Source organism: Duffyella gerundensis (assembly GCF_001517405.1).
In the GTDB taxonomy this organism is placed as follows: domain Bacteria; phylum Pseudomonadota; class Gammaproteobacteria; order Enterobacterales; family Enterobacteriaceae; genus Duffyella; species Duffyella gerundensis.
In genome coordinates this window covers 1133790-1148359 of the sequence record NZ_LN907827.1, presented here as the reverse complement: position 1 = coordinate 1148359, position 14570 = coordinate 1133790, and the positions used below count along the sequence as shown (strand labels likewise).

The window sequence follows — 14570 nt, the reverse complement described above, 5'->3', positions numbered from 1 at the left end:
GGGGGGAAATTTGCGCTGGCGGCTGGCGGAAAACGCAACGCGCCGTGCAAGCACGTTGCAAAGAACGGCCTGCTGTTGCAGGCCGCTGCAGGAGAGAGCATCAGGCGGTGCGGAACACGGCCACCATGTCACGCAGGCTAACCGCGCGTTCGGCCAGCTCATCTGCCGAGGCGGCGGATTGCTCTACCAGCGCCGCATTCTGCTGCGTCACCTGATCCATCTGGTTCACGGCAATATTGATCTGCGAAATGCCGCCACTCTGCTCGTCAGATGATGACGAAATCTCTTTAATCAGCTGCGATGTCTGCTCAATCGCCGCCACGCTCTGCTTCACTTTCTCACCGGCATTTTGCGCCATGGAAATGCCCTGCCGCGCATGATCAACCGACTGCTCAATCAGGCCTTTGATCTCTTTAGCCGCTGCCGCCGAGCGCTGCGCCAGCGCACGCACCTCTGAGGCCACCACCGCAAAGCCTTTACCCAGCTCACCGGCTCTGGCCGCTTCTACCGCGGCGTTCAGCGCCAGAATATTGGTCTGGAAGGCGATGCTGTCGATCACCGAGGTGATCTCTCTGATTTCACCAGAGCTGCTGTGGATTTTTTCCATGGAGGCCATCACCGAGCCCATCGCTTCACCACTGAGCAGCGCGGCATCGGTAGCGGAAACCGCCATGCCCGATGCGTAACGGGTATTGTCAGCGTTCTGGCTGATAATGGATGCCAGCTGCTCCATGCTGGCCGCGGTTTCAGCCAGCGATGACGCCTGCTCTTCCGTACGCGACGAAAGATCGCCATTGCCTTTGGCAATCTCTTCTGAGGAGCTGGCAATGGTCACGGCATTGTTTTTGATATCCGACACCAGCTGTGCCAGACGCTGCTGCATCAGATGCAGGGCGCGCAGCAGATCGGCCATTTCGTTATTACCGGCAAAGGTAATCTGTGAAGTGAGATCGCCCGCAGCCACCTTGCTGGCGATCATTACCGCTGACTGCACCGGACGCGTCACGGAGCGCGTAATCATAACGGCAACGAAAATCACCAACAGCGCCACCGCCAGCAAGCAGGCCAGCAGCGTGTATTGCTCATGACGGCTTTTCTCTACCTGAGCATCAAGCATCTGCACCAGCGTATCGCTGATGTCGCTGCCCATGCTGGTATAGCGGTTGATGGCGTCGGTGAATACACGGACATATTCCGTTGGGGTAACGCTGGCGTTTTTGGTGATAAAGATACTTTCTGCCAGCTGCAGCGCCTTCACCGCGCCGTCGTTAGCACCGTCGGACGCGTTGGCAAAGCGGCTGTGCAGCGCGTCATCAATGGCAAAGGATTTTTGCAGGCTGCTGCTGAAATCTTGCAGTGCCTTCTGGCCGTTATCCACCTGAAATTCCATGCGCGCATAATCGGCATCGCTGGTATTACCGGCAGCAATCAGCGAGGTTCCGGCGGCGCGAATCTGCCCCAGGGTTTCCGTTAAATCAGGCAGGCGTGAATAGATGCTGATGATCAGCTGATAAGTATTCAGATCGGCATCCAGCGACAGGCCATAAAAATCGAGCACATCCTGATTAGCGCTCAGCAGGCTTTGAATCAACCTGGCGTGGCGGTTCAGGCTGTTGGCCAGCGTCAGCTTGCCAGCAGAAATATCCTGCTGCAGCTGATTCCATTCATTACTGACCTTATCAAACTGCTGTAACGGCTGCGCCTGTTTATCCGTGCGGCTGAGATCGGCAATAATCGCCGTTGAGAGCTGATTAATCTGCGCCACCAGTTCGCTACGTGAGGCGGTATCCGGCGTATTTTTTGAAATGGCCAGCGCACTTTCGGCGCGATGACGCTGCAACATGTTAAGCAGCGTCAGCATCTCTTTCTCTACCGGAATACCGCTCAACTCTCTGTTCTTAGCATCAATCTGCTGATTGCCGGTTTGAATAAATAACCAGGTCGGAAAAATAAACAGTATCAGGGCGAAAACCCCCAGCAGCAGAAATTTTGCAGGCAGCTTCATGTTATCCAAAATGTTTTTCATGGTGTCTCATATCTAATTAATGTGGCGATTTAGGTTTGTGCATTGTTTGTTGCCTGCACTTATCCCGTTTTATTTTTAGTCGATGCAGATTTAATGAATAAAAAACGCAACTGAGCAGACCAAATGGCCCGCTAATATTAATAATTAATGTTTTTATTAATCCCTTTCGTTAAGAAATTGAATTATAGATTGCACCATTGAATTGTCCACACGATAAACAGGTAATTTTTTCTGTAGCCTGCATTTAACGCAAATCAAATTAAATACATATTTATCATATAATTAAAATAAGAAAATAGTATCAAATTTAGTAAAGCATTAATTAAAAGCCGCAAAATTCAGCCAGGAAAAATAACGCTAAAGTAATAATTATCGCCGCCGATAACAGCTTGCTGCTTACCCTTCTTATGACTTACCGGATAAATAATAGCCCTAATATAATACCGGCTTCTCATTCGCAATCGTTTATCATTCGCATTATTATATCAACAGGCACGCCGGTTATTTTCTGTGTTTACCGACGTAATGTGTTACGTAAAAAACGACGGGGCTTTATTGACTTATTACCGGGGCAACTGCCAGTTTATTGCATCCCCGCCCGCGCTATTTTTTGCCGCGTTGATGACATGCGGAGGGATAAAAAAATAAGCGGGCAGCCGCTTAACCCTGCGCTGTGACACCAAGGACCATCGATGATCCGTTACCTGCTGCTGTTTACCCTGCTGTTCACCAGCCCACTGCTGGTTGCCGCGCCGCTGACCTGGACGATCGCGACCGATAAAACCGCCATCGGCCTGTCATGGCAGGCGTTTGGCCATAGCTTTTCTCAGGCGCATCTGCAGGGCGTGACCGGCACCGTGATCCTCAATCCGCAGGATGACCGCGACGACCATATTGAGGTAAAAATTCCACTGGCGACGCTGGTGGCCTCTAATGCGCTGCTGACCCACCAGCTAAAAAGCGACATGTTCTTTGCGGCGGATCGCTATCCGTGGATTTTCTTCAGCAGTAGCCGGGTGGTGGCGCTGGGCGCTGGCAAATTCAGGATTTTTGGCATGCTGACGGTGAAGGATGTGCGGCGTCCGGTGGTAATGGAAGCGACACTCGATGCGGGCGAGATCGACGCCGCACCGGAGCTGGCGATGCATGCCACCACCGGCATTTCACGGTCAGCGTTTAATGTCGATCGGCTGGTGGGTATCGTTGACGATCACGTCGATATTGCATTGACCATTGTGGCTCGCAGAGCATCAATGCCTTAATCTGTGTGCAGGCCGCCTCAACAGCGGCCTGTGCTTTTCTCAGGTGCCGAGCCGAATCAGCCGCAGGCTGGCAAGCACTGCCTTCTTGTCTTCCGCGCTCAGGTTCGGCACATTCAGCTGCGCTGAGAGCCACATGATATCCTCATCGGCAAACGCCCCCGCCTGCAAACGTTGATGCAGTGCCTGCAACAGCTGGCTGTCGAGCGCAATAATCTGTTGGCGCAGCACGGCTAAATCCACCGCATGATGAGCCCCATCTGGCGACGACTGCCAGTCCGCCAGGTAGCGATACTGAATCGCCTTACCGGCATTCATCAGGGCGTGCATAAACGGATCCACCGACTGTGGCGCCAGACCCGCCGCCGCGGCTTTTTCACGCGCTTCTTTCAGCACCGCCTGCTCTCTGGGCAGGTCCTCAACCGGCAGATGATGTTCCGCTTTCCAGGTGGCAACCTCCTTCATCAACAGCATGCGCTGATTTAAAACGGTGGAAAGGGAGTCAAGTGACGGCGGCGCGGCGGCAACGGCACAGCTGCAAAGCAGCAGAGAAGAGAGAAACAGCGGAAGATACGACATAGTGTGTCAGCCTCTGAGAAGAAAGGAGTCCTTAATCTACGTCAGTGATAAGACATCCCGGTGATTTGATTACTCACAGGATGTAACTTTTGATGGCGTAATGTGGCAAATGTTACCGCTGCCAGTCTGCCGGGTTATTTCACAGCAAAGTGTATTCTGACCGATTGGTTGCCGACGGCGTGCGCCAGGCCAACAGGATTATCGACTCTGCCCAGCGGCGTATAACGATAGCCGGAATCAAAACGGCTATAGAACAACACCAGGGTTTTATCGCCGTAGAGCATCAGATCGCCAGCACGCAGATGGCCAGGGCGCACGGGATTTTCCGGCAGCGCTTCGGCAAGGTCGGCATATTTTTCATTGCCGTTGAGTTCAGCCATATCCAGCGTTAGCGGCAGCCTGTTAACAAAAGCGCGAGCGGCCGGGCTGTCATTCAGCGTCAGGGTAAAATGTTGCCGATCGATCTGCACAGTAATATTCATGGGATGTTCCTTCGCCGTTTCAGCTTCAGCCTGGCTGACGTGCAGATAGCCAATGAGAGTCGCCAACAACAGCGCGATAAGCGGACGGGTGTTCATGAAGCTCGCCTTAATAAAAAGGCCGCCTTTCAGCGGCCATGATGACTATTTCAAATTATCTTTAAAGAATTGCGAGAGCTTAGCGAACGGGATCAGATCGGTGCGATCGTAGAGATCGACATGGCCTGCGCCCGGCACGATATAGAGCTCCTTTGGCTCTGCGGCGCGCTGGTAAGCATCCTCGCTGAACTCCTTAGAATGTGCCTGATCGCCGGTGATAAACAGCATTGGCCGGGGTGAAATGGTTTCGATATCGTTGAAAGGATAGAAATTCATAAACTTCACGTTGCTGGTCAGCGTAGGCTGCGTAGTGTGCAGAGACGAGGCGTTTTTCGGCGTAAACTCACCGCGCGGCGTGCGATAGAAGTCATAAAATTCCTTCTCAATCGGCGACGAATTCGCATCGATCTTCTGTACCGTTCCGCTGGTGTAGCGGGTTGCGCCACCGGTAAACTCCGCATAGCGTTGCCCGGCAGCATCGGCGATGATTTTCTTACGCTGCTCCACTGACAGGCCGTGATTCAGCCCGTTGCGGTTAGCCGAACCCATGTCATACATACTGACGGTGGCTACGGCCTTCATACGCGGATCGATTTTTGCCGCGCTGATGGAAAAGCTGCCGCTGCCGCAGATGCCCAGCACGCCGATGCGGGTGCGATCGACAAAAGCCTGCGTGCCGAGATAATCCACCGCGGCGCTGAAATCTTCCGCATAGATATCAGGCGAAACGGCATTACGCGGCTGGCCTTCGCTTTCCCCCCAGAACGACAGATCAATCGCCAGGGTGACAAAGCCCTGCTCCGCCAGCTTCTGCGCATAGAGGTTTGAGCTCTGCTCCTTCACCGCACCCATCGGATGACCGACAATGATCGCCGCATGTTTGGCGTTGCGGTCCATCGATTTCGGCATAAACAGATTGCCGGTCACGCGCATATTGTACTGATTTACAAAGGTCACTTTTTGCTGGCTAACCGTGGCGCTTTTATAGAAGTTATCTGCACCGCGAGACATATCAGCAGCGCTGACGGCAAACGCGCTCATCATCAATCCGAACAGCAGGGTATATTTTTTCATGGTCAGTTTCTCAGTGGTCAGTGAAAGAATCTCGCCGTGAGGCGAAAAAAGTCAGTGCGGCAGCGATAAGCAGCAACGCTGCGCTGATAACAAACGTGCTTTGATAGCCGGTATGGTCGAAGGCGACGCCGCCAAGGGTCGATCCCAGCGCAATCGACAGCTGAACCACGGCAACCATCAATCCGCCGCCCTGCTCGGCGTTATCGGGCAGCGTTCTCGCCACCCACGCCCACCAGCCGACCGGCGCAGCGGTGGCGATCAATCCCCACAGGCCCAGCAGCAGCGTAGCGGTGAGGGTGCTATGCCCGGCGGCGATCAGTAATACCGCGATGGTGGCCATCAACAGCGGGATCAGCACCAGCGTCAGGTAAAATCCCCGGCGCAAAAACCAGCCAATCAGCAAGGTGCCGATAAAGCCCGCCACGCCAATTACCAGCAGCGTGAGTGATAAGCCGGTCGCGCTGACGTGAATCACCGTTTCCAGAAACGGACGCACGTAGGTGAAGAGCGCAAACTGGCCCATAAAGAACAGGCCGCAGGCCGCCATGCCAACCGCCACCAGCGGATTACGCAACAGGCTAAACAGACTGCCGCCGCGTGGATTAGGCTTATCCGCCGCCATGGCTGGCAGGCTGATCCACTGCCAGATGAAAACCATCAGCGCCACCGGCACCAGACAAAGGAAGGCACCGCGCCAGCCAATGGTGCTGCTGAGATAGCTACCGAGCGGCGCAGCGATGACCGTTGCCAGTGCGGTGCCCCCATTAAAAATCGCCAGCGCCAGCGGCACCTTGTCGCCCGGTACCAGGCGGATAGCCATCGCCGCGGACATCGACCACAGGCCGCCAATCGCCACGCCAATCAGCGCGCGTCCAGCCATGTAAGTCAGGTAATTAGGCGCCACGGCAATGATGCCGCCGGAAAGTGCCATCAGCAGCGTCATGCCCAGCAGCAGCATTTTGCGGTCGAGATTGCGTGCCAGCCGCGAAATCGACAGGCTGGTTAACACCGCCAGCGCGCCAGAAATCGCAATGCCCTGCCCTGCGAGGCCTTCGCTGACACCCAGATCGCGCGACAGCGGCGTCAGCAGGCTGACCGGCATAAATTCCGAGGCCACCAGCGCAAAAACGCACAGCGTCATTGCCATCACCGCGCTCCAGCGGGCTTCTGGCTGGCGGGTAGATTCGTGTTCAGAAAGCGTTGTCAAACCAGTCTCCTTATTCATCCCGACCTGCAAATTCAGGCAAGCCGGGGGCGCATTTTTATTCGCAGAATAAAAACGACGTAATCAATGGGTTATCAGCAGGCGGTACGTTATTACGACCTGCGCACTGCGGTGGGATTGCAGAAATTGTACGCGTTTAATGCCGCCTGACTAGCTAATGAATACTTAATGCGGTTATAAGTAGAACTTATAAATAGTGGACAGGACAGAAGGATGAAACGTAACTATAACGATCTGATCTCTTTCGTTACCGTCGCGCGCGAGGGCAGCTTTACCCGCGCTGCGGCGCGGCTGGGGGTCACTCAGCCTGCGCTTAGCCAGGCGATATCCGGGCTGGAAAACCGCATGCAGATTCGCCTGCTTACCCGCACTACGCGCAGCATCTCGCTGACTACCGCCGGTGAACGGTTGCTGAATGCCATTGGCGATCGTTTTGATGAGATTGAAACAGAGCTGGATAATTTGACCGAACTGCGCGACAAGCCTGCCGGAACGGTGCGCATCACCTGTGGCCCCGATGTGCTGCGCGCCACGCTGCTGCCAAGGTTGCTGCCGCTGCTGAGAAACTATCCCGATATCACGCTGGAATTTGATGCCAACCACGGCTTCCGCAATATTGTTGCCGACCGGTTTGATGCGGGCGTGCGGCTTGGCGACACCATCGACAAAGATATGATCGCCTTACCGATTGGCGGCCCACTGCGCATGGCAGCGGTGGCGTCACCCGACTATTTCACGCGTTTCCCGGCGCCACAGACACCGCACGAACTCACGCAACATCAGTGTATTAATCAGCGCATGGTCAGCTCTGGCGGGCTTTACGTCTGGGATTTCGATCAGGACGGTGGCGATCTCAACGTGCGGGTTAAAGGGCAGCTGATTTTTAATACTTCCGAACCGGTGGTGCATGCCGCGCTGGCCGGGGCCGGAATCGCCTTTTTACCGGAAGAGGAGTTTGCGCCACACATTGAGGAAGGACGTTTGATTCGCGTACTGGAAGCCTGGTGCGCGCCTTTTCCAGGCTATTACCTCTATTATCCCAGCAGAAAGCAGCCTTCACCGGCGTTCTCACTGGTGCTTGAGGCGCTACGATTAAAATAACTGATTTACCGAGGGATCCAGGCCGCGTGGCTACACAGAACAGCGGTTTACATATGGGCAATGGCGTCACGCTTTCTGAGTTCGATTTCAGATCTCAACACGCCGCAACATTAGCGGCTATTAATCTGCATCATCGGCTCCGTTTGCTGATTAACTGTTTGTATATCGGATGAATAACTTAAGACGTTGAGAAGACGCCTTGAATAAATCAGCACGCGATCAATAAACCGCATCATGGCGCGCATTTTTTATTGAGATGATGGCAGGCAGAACATCTTCTGCCTGCCATCGTCTGGGGAAGAAATCAGCTTCCCAGGTCTTTAAGTTTCTTGCCGGCCATCAGGTTCTTTTCGATGTGTTCGAGGGTCACGCCTTTGGTTTCCGGCACCAGCAGAAAGGTCACGACGATAAACAGCAGGTTAAAACCGGTGTAGAGCCAGAAGGTTCCTGCCGCGCCAATGCTGCCCAACAGCGACAGAAAGGTGGCGCCGATAATCATGTTGGCGACCCAGTTGGTGGTGGTGGAACAGGTAATACCGAAGTCGCGGCATTTCAGTGGCTGAATCTCTGAGCAGAGGATCCACACAACCGGCGCGGCGCTCATCGCGTAGCCGCCAATGCAGAGCATGGTCATGCCCACCGACACCCATGACAGGCCGGTTGAGATCTCGCCTTCTCCCGCTTTCATCAGGCACCAGCCCAGCACCAGCGTGGCAAAAGCCATCACCGCAAAGCCAATTTTCAGAATCGGCTTCCTGCCACTTTTATCCACCGTGAACACGGCAATAAAGGTGGCAAACATAAAGGTCAGGCCGACGATCACCGTGGCCAGCATCTGCTCCTGCGTGCTCTGGAATCCCGCCATTTTGAATATCTGCGGCGCGTAATACATGATGATGTTCATGCCGGTAAACTGCTGCATGCCCTGCAACAGCATGCCAAGAAACACTGCGCGGCGAACGTTTTTATTCGCCCGAAACAGCGCAAAGCCGCCCTGCTTCATGCGCAGGCTTTCGCGGATTTCATTCAATTCCTGACGCGCTTTTTCAGAGGTATCGCGTAGCATGCGCAGCACCTCTTCCGCCTCAACGTGTAACCCTTTTGCCGCCAGCCAGCGCGGGCTGTTGGGCAAAAAGATTACCATCGCAAACAGAATCACCGCGGGCAGCGCCAGGATACCCAGCATCGCGCGCCAGTTACCGCTGTAGCTGAAGGCGGTATCCGAGAGGAACGCCAGCACGATACCAAAGGTGATCATCAGCTGGTACAGGCTGATCATCTTGCCGCGGACGTTTTCCGTGGCCATTTCCGAGAGATAAAGCGGCGCGGTGTAAGATGCGATGCCCACCGCCACGCCAAGCAACACGCGCGACATCAGCAGAAACTCTACGCTGGTCGCGAACGCCGAGCCCGCCGATCCCAGAATAAACAGCACCGCGCCCACCATCAGGCTATATTTTCTGCCCAGGCGGTGTGAGACCCAGCCATTGCAGATCGCCCCGCCCGCCGCGCCCAGCATCATGCTGCTCACCACCCACTCCTGCTGATGGCTGGTCAGGCTGAAATGCTGCGTAATAAACGGCAACGCTCCCGATATCACCCCGATATCGAGGCCAAACAGCAGCCCGGCCAGCGCCGCGGATATGGAGACAAACAGGTTCATGCGTCGTACTTTTTGCCGGTGTTGAGTTTGGAAATTTATTGTCTGGTTTACATGAGACATCATTAAGCTCCGCCTATTCAGCATGTAATGTCTCAGCAGGATACAAAACGGCGGCGGTAAGGCATTAGGGGGATCGCCTGCTTGCCATGGACGATTCTGCTAAAGCGGCGCGAAGTGTGACGCGGCTCGCAAACGCTTAGCCCGCGAAGCGTAAAGCGAGGTGGGACAGGGTTGACGACGGGATAACGCGTTGGCTGCGGAAGTGGTTTTTATCGATGCTTATTCGCTATGTATTACGCCAGTTCAAGCGAAACGCTGTCTGGCATCATGGCTTTTAGCCCAGACCAGACTTCTGCCAGGACCGGTACCTTGCGCTACAATTTCCTGATGACTCACTCATTCTCATTGATCAACAGGAGGAACAACATGCCTACTCAGCATTTGCTACTTGCCAGCGACGGTAACGATCGCATTATCGACGCAGACACCCTTGAAGATGAATTAGTGATTACCCCGCCCCTGCACACCTCTGCGGGCAACGTCATCCCGAATACTGATAACCATCGTGTTGCGGTTAACAAGCACTACTGCCGGGGTAAAATATACGCCGTTGCACTCGACAGGCACGCGGCCAGCAATGAGATCGACGACGCAATCGATCTGCACCATCCTGAGCCGATTGAATAGAAAAGATCACAGAGCCTCGTGAAAGCGGGGCTTAGATAATAGCGGTTCAGGAAGATATGTTGGTGATGTTTAGTTGCAATGGGTGAAGGGCTGGAAAACTGGAGGATGGCAGTAATTTATTGAAAAGTATTGGTACGCCCTACAGGATTCGAACCTGTGACCTACGGCTTAGAAGGCCGGTGCTCTATCCAACTGAGCTAAGGGCGCATGGAGTTGGGTCGAATTATACGGTCAGCGACCGGTGAGTCAACGTTTTTGCGCCGCTGGCGCTCCTGATGCTGAAGTTCTGCGCAACTTCAGATAATTCAATGCCTGACAGACGCCACCGCTTCTGCCAGAATAGGCGCAACTCCCCCGTTTCAACTCAACACAGTGGATTTCCTCTCTGATGGTAGCAAAAATTATTGACGGTAAAACGATTGCGCAGCAGGTGCGTCAAGAGGTTGCGGAAAAAGTTCAGCAGCGTCTGAGCGCAGGCAAACGCGCGCCCGGTCTGGCAGTGGTGCTGGTTGGCGAAAATCCTGCCTCACAAATCTATGTCACCAGCAAACGTCGTGCGTGTGAAGAGGTTGGCTTTATCTCCCGCTCTTACGATCTGCCTGCTACCACCAGCGAAGCGGAGCTGTTGGAACTGATCGATACCCTGAATGCTGACGGTGAAATCGACGGCATTCTGGTTCAGCTGCCGCTGCCCGCCGGTATCGACAACGTTAAGGTGCTGGAGCGCATCGCCGCCGATAAAGATGTAGATGGTTTTCATCCTTATAACGTCGGCCGCCTTTGTCAGCGTTCGCCCAAGCTGCGTCCCTGCACGCCGCGCGGTATCGTCACGATGCTGGAGCGCTACAATATCGATACCTACGGCCTGAATGCCGTGGTGGTGGGCGCCTCTAATATCGTTGGGCGCCCAATGAGCATGGAATTGTTGCTGGCGGGCTGCACCACCACCGTCACGCACCGTTTTACCCGCGATCTGCGCCATCACGTTGAACATGCCGATTTGCTGGTTGTGGCAGTAGGTAAACCTAACTTCATTCCCGGCGAATGGATCAAACCCGGCGCAATTGTGATTGATGTCGGTATTAACCGTCTTGAGAGCGGTAAAGTGGTCGGCGACGTTGATTTCGAACAGGCGTCAGCGCGCGCCGCCTATATTACGCCCGTACCGGGCGGCGTTGGCCCGATGACCGTGGCGACGCTAATCCAGAACACGCTGCAGGCGTGCGAAGAATATCACGATGGAGCAAAGGCTTAACAATGGCGACTTTTTCTTTAGACAAACACGAGCACGTTGATCTGTGCGACTTAATGAAGCTGGAAGGCTGGGTGGAAAGCGGCGCGATGGCCAAATCGCTGATCGCGGAAGGCCACGTTACCGTCGATGGCAATGTGGAAACCCGCAAGCGCTGCAAAATCAAAGCGGGCCAGACGGTGAGCTTTGCCGACAACAGCGTGACCGTTGTTGCCTGATTGCCCTGCCCTCTGCGGAGGGCAATGCTTTTCCCCACCACCTCTTTTACCGTTCTGAACCACTCAACAAGCCAAAAAAAAGCGCCCGAAGGCGCCTTTATTACAGATTACTTACGACGCCAACTGGTGCCCTGCGGGCCATCTTCCAGAATGATGCCAAGCGCATTGAGCTTGTCGCGTGCCACGTCGGCCTGCGCCCAGTCTTTGCTTTGACGCGCGTCGTTACGCATTTTGATCAACGCTTCGATCTCCGCCACTTCATCATTACTGTTTTGCGCGCCGCTTTGCAGGAAGCTTTCCGCATTCTGTTGCAGCAACCCAACGATACCCGCGAGCTGACGCAGACGCGCAGCCAGGCCGTTGGCCGCTTCCGGTGATTCACTTTTCAGACGATTCACTTCACGCGCGAGATCGAACAGCACCGAATAGGCTTCCGGCGTATTGAAATCATCATCCATCGCCGCACGGAAACGGGCTTCAAACTCTTCTCCACCCGCTACCGCAGCCTGAGCGTCGGTCTGACGCAGCGCCGTATATAAACGTTCCAGCGCCGCACGCGCCTGCTTCAGGTTATCTTCGCCGTAGTTAAGCTGGCTGCGATAGTGACCAGACATCAGGAAATAGCGCACGGTTTCAGCGTCATAATGCGCCAGCACGTCACGCACGGTGAAAAAGTTGTCGAGCGATTTAGACATCTTCTCGCGATCCACCATCACCATGCCGGAGTGCATCCAGTAGTTGACGTACGGGCCGTCGTGCGCGCAGGTCGATTGTGCAATCTCGTTTTCATGGTGCGGGAACATCAGATCGGAACCGCCGCCGTGAATATCGAAATGTTCGCCCAGCTGTTTGCAGTTCATCGCTGAACACTCAATATGCCAGCCCGGACGCCCTTTGCCCCACGGCGACGGCCAGCCCGGCTCGTCCGCCTTGGACATTTTCCACAGCACGAAGTCCATCGCGTTGCGCTTAACATCCGCCACTTCAACACGGGCACCCGCCTGCAGCTGCTCCAGATCCTGGCGTGACAGCACGCCGTAATCCGCATCGCTGGCCACCGAGAACATCACGTCGCCGTTGCTGGCAACGTAGGCGTGCTCACGCGCAATCAGCTTTTCCACCAGCTCGACGATCTCGCTGATATGCTGCGTTGCCCGTGGCTCAACGTCCGGCGGCTGAATGTTCAGCGCGGCAAAATCGGCGTGCATCTCGGCGATCATGCGATCGGTCAGATCGTAAATACTTTCACCGTTTTCATTGGCACGTTTGATGATCTTGTCATCAATATCGGTGATATTGCGCACGTAGTTGACCTCGTAGCCGCAGTAACGCAGGTAGCGCGCCACGGTATCAAAGGCCACGAAGGTTCTGCCGTGACCAATGTGACAGAGGTCGTAAACGGTAATGCCACACACGTACATGCCAATTTTACCGGCATGAATAGGTTTGAACTCCTCTTTCTGACGACTCAGGGTGTTATAAATCTTTAGCATTGAGACATTCCGTTTTTACGTGTGCGGGTTAACAAATATGAATTTGATATTGTGCCGTATTTTTCACGCTCGCGCGATGTAAAGCAAGGCGCGCGCGCGGTGGGCTGACGTGTCATAGCAAATTGTGATATAAGAAACGTCTATTAAATGGCAGGCAGGATTCACCCGCCGCCGGCACTGACAAATATACTGAACAGGACGAAATTATGGTTACCTTCCAGACTAATCACGGCGACATCGTGATCAAGACTTTTGATGACAAAGCCCCTGCGACCGTCAAAAACTTCCTGGATTATTGCCGTGAAGGCTTTTATGACAACACCATTTTTCATCGCGTGATTAATGGCTTCATGGTTCAGGGCGGCGGTTTTGAGCCGGGCATGACGCAGAAAGCGACCAAAGACGAAATCCGCAACGAAGCCAACAACGGTCTGAAAAACACCGTGGGCACGCTGGCGATGGCACGTACTTCCGCGCCACACTCCGCGACCGCGCAGTTCTTCATCAACGTGGCAGACAACGACTTCCTGAACTTCCGCGACGAAAGTCTGCAGGGTTGGGGCTACTGCGTGTTTGCCGAAGTGGTTGAAGGCATGGACGTGGTTAACGCTATCAAAGCGGTGAAAACTGGCCGCAGCGGCATGCACCAGGATGTGCCAAAAGAAGACGTGGTGATCCAGAAAGTGATCGTCAGCGAGTAATGTCGCGCACGCTCTTCATCGCAGATATCCATCTGTGTCAGCAAGAACCGGCAATTACTGCCGGTTTTCTGCATTTTTTGCAGCGAGAAGCGCATCAGGCCGATGCGCTTTATATCCTTGGCGACCTGTTTGAAGTGTGGATTGGTGACGACGATCCCAATCCGCTGCATGCGCAGGTAGCCGCCGCGCTGAGCGCCCTGCCGCTGCCGGTCTATTTTATTCACGGTAACCGCGATTTCCTGCTCGGCAAACGCTATGCCCGCGCCAGCGGCATGCAGTTGCTGCCGGAAGAGCAGGTGCTGAGTGCGTACGGTCATCGCGTGCTGATCATGCATGGCGACACGCTGTGTACCGATGATCAAGGCTATCAACGTTTCCGCCGTAAAGTGCATCAGCGCTGGCTGCAAACGCTGTTTTTGGCACTGCCGCTGTTTCTGCGACAAAAAGTGGCCACGCGTATGCGCGCCGACAGCCAGCAGGCCAATCAGCATAAATCGCAGGCGATCATGGATGTGAATGCAGCCGCGGTGCAGGAGGCGATGCAACGTCATCAGGTGAGTCTGCTGATTCACGGTCATACCCATCGCCCTGCCGTACACGTTTCCGCCAAGGGCGAACGCGCGGTGCTCGGCGCCTGGCATGAACGGGGATCGATGATCGTGCTGGACGCCAGCGGCATCAGACTAGTGGAATTTCCCTTCTAAATTGCCCGTT

At 54.6% G+C, this 14570-nt stretch carries 14 protein-coding genes and 1 tRNA gene; 7 read left to right on the top strand and 8 right to left on the bottom strand.

Going from position 1 to position 14570, the window contains the following annotated elements; translation table 11 throughout:
* Nucleotides 1–100: 100 nt before the first annotated feature.
* Nucleotides 101–2026 (bottom strand): methyl-accepting chemotaxis protein, encoded by a 1926-nt coding sequence (locus tag EM595_RS05205; RefSeq protein WP_067428589.1) that lies wholly within the window; start codon nt 2024–2026, stop codon nt 101–103.
* A gap of 692 nt (nt 2027–2718) precedes the next feature.
* Here EM595_RS05205 and EM595_RS05200 point away from each other — a divergent pair.
* Nucleotides 2719–3288: a YceI family protein gene (locus tag EM595_RS05200; protein WP_067428587.1), complete on the top strand. Its 570-nt coding sequence runs from the start codon at nt 2719–2721 to the stop codon at nt 3286–3288.
* Between the two features lie 39 nt (nt 3289–3327).
* On the opposite strand, the gene EM595_RS05195 is transcribed toward EM595_RS05200, so the two are convergent.
* The 4 genes from EM595_RS05195 to EM595_RS05180 form a co-directional block, all read right to left on the bottom strand.
* Nucleotides 3328–3864 carry a chorismate mutase gene (locus tag EM595_RS05195; protein ID WP_067428585.1) on the bottom strand — a complete coding sequence of 179 codons (537 nt, stop codon included), beginning with the start codon at nt 3862–3864 and terminating at the stop codon, nt 3328–3330.
* 134 nt (nt 3865–3998) lie between these two features.
* Nucleotides 3999–4442 carry a cyclophilin-like fold protein gene (locus tag EM595_RS05190; protein WP_231938716.1) on the bottom strand — a complete coding sequence of 148 codons (444 nt, stop codon included), beginning with the start codon at nt 4440–4442 and terminating at the stop codon, nt 3999–4001.
* Between the two features lie 45 nt (nt 4443–4487).
* A complete protein-coding gene (locus tag EM595_RS05185; protein ID WP_067428581.1) occupies nt 4488–5516 on the bottom strand; it encodes an alpha/beta hydrolase in 1029 nt (342 codons plus the stop codon).
* Nucleotides 5517–5526: 10 nt separating this feature from the next.
* Nucleotides 5527–6741 carry an MFS transporter gene (locus EM595_RS05180; protein WP_157883847.1) on the bottom strand — a complete coding sequence of 405 codons (1215 nt, stop codon included), beginning with the start codon at nt 6739–6741 and terminating at the stop codon, nt 5527–5529.
* Between the two features lie 213 nt (nt 6742–6954).
* Between EM595_RS05180 and EM595_RS05175 the strand changes: the two genes are divergently transcribed.
* The gene (locus tag EM595_RS05175; RefSeq protein ID WP_067428575.1) at nt 6955–7842 is read left to right on the top strand and encodes a LysR family transcriptional regulator; all 888 of its coding nucleotides are present in this window, start codon (nt 6955–6957) and stop codon (nt 7840–7842) included.
* Between the two features lie 304 nt (nt 7843–8146).
* Here the strand turns inward: EM595_RS05175 and EM595_RS05170 are convergent, their stop codons facing one another.
* A complete protein-coding gene (locus tag EM595_RS05170; protein WP_157883908.1) occupies nt 8147–9565 on the bottom strand; it encodes a sugar porter family MFS transporter in 1419 nt (472 codons plus the stop codon).
* A 366-nt stretch (nt 9566–9931) separates the two neighbouring features.
* On the opposite strand from EM595_RS05170, the gene EM595_RS05165 reads away from it, so the two are divergent.
* On the top strand, nt 9932–10192 hold the full coding sequence (locus EM595_RS05165; RefSeq protein ID WP_067428569.1) for a hypothetical protein: 261 nt from the start codon (nt 9932–9934) through the stop codon (nt 10190–10192).
* 130 nt (nt 10193–10322) lie between these two features.
* Here the strand turns inward: EM595_RS05165 and EM595_RS05160 are convergent.
* Nucleotides 10323–10399 (bottom strand) — tRNA-Arg (locus tag EM595_RS05160).
* A gap of 181 nt (nt 10400–10580) precedes the next feature.
* Here EM595_RS05160 and folD point away from each other — a divergent pair.
* The gene (gene folD, locus EM595_RS05155; protein ID WP_067428567.1) at nt 10581–11447 is read left to right on the top strand and encodes a bifunctional methylenetetrahydrofolate dehydrogenase/methenyltetrahydrofolate cyclohydrolase FolD; all 867 of its coding nucleotides are present in this window, start codon (nt 10581–10583) and stop codon (nt 11445–11447) included.
* A 2-nt stretch (nt 11448–11449) separates the two neighbouring features.
* A complete protein-coding gene (gene ybcJ, locus EM595_RS05150; protein WP_067428564.1) occupies nt 11450–11662 on the top strand; it encodes a ribosome-associated protein YbcJ in 213 nt (70 codons plus the stop codon).
* Between the two features lie 107 nt (nt 11663–11769).
* Here the strand turns inward: ybcJ and cysS are convergent, their stop codons facing one another.
* On the bottom strand, nt 11770–13155 hold the full coding sequence (gene cysS / locus EM595_RS05145; protein ID WP_067428561.1) for a cysteine--tRNA ligase: 1386 nt from the start codon (nt 13153–13155) through the stop codon (nt 11770–11772).
* 206 nt (nt 13156–13361) lie between these two features.
* Here cysS and ppiB point away from each other — a divergent pair, with 206 nt between their 5' ends.
* A complete protein-coding gene (ppiB, locus tag EM595_RS05140; RefSeq protein ID WP_067428558.1) occupies nt 13362–13856 on the top strand; it encodes a peptidylprolyl isomerase B in 495 nt (164 codons plus the stop codon).
* A complete protein-coding gene (locus tag EM595_RS05135) occupies nt 13856–14560 on the top strand; it encodes a UDP-2,3-diacylglucosamine diphosphatase (RefSeq protein WP_067428555.1) in 705 nt (234 codons plus the stop codon). The genes ppiB and EM595_RS05135 overlap by 1 nt, the downstream gene beginning before the upstream one ends.
* Nucleotides 14561–14570 lie beyond the last annotated feature (10 nt).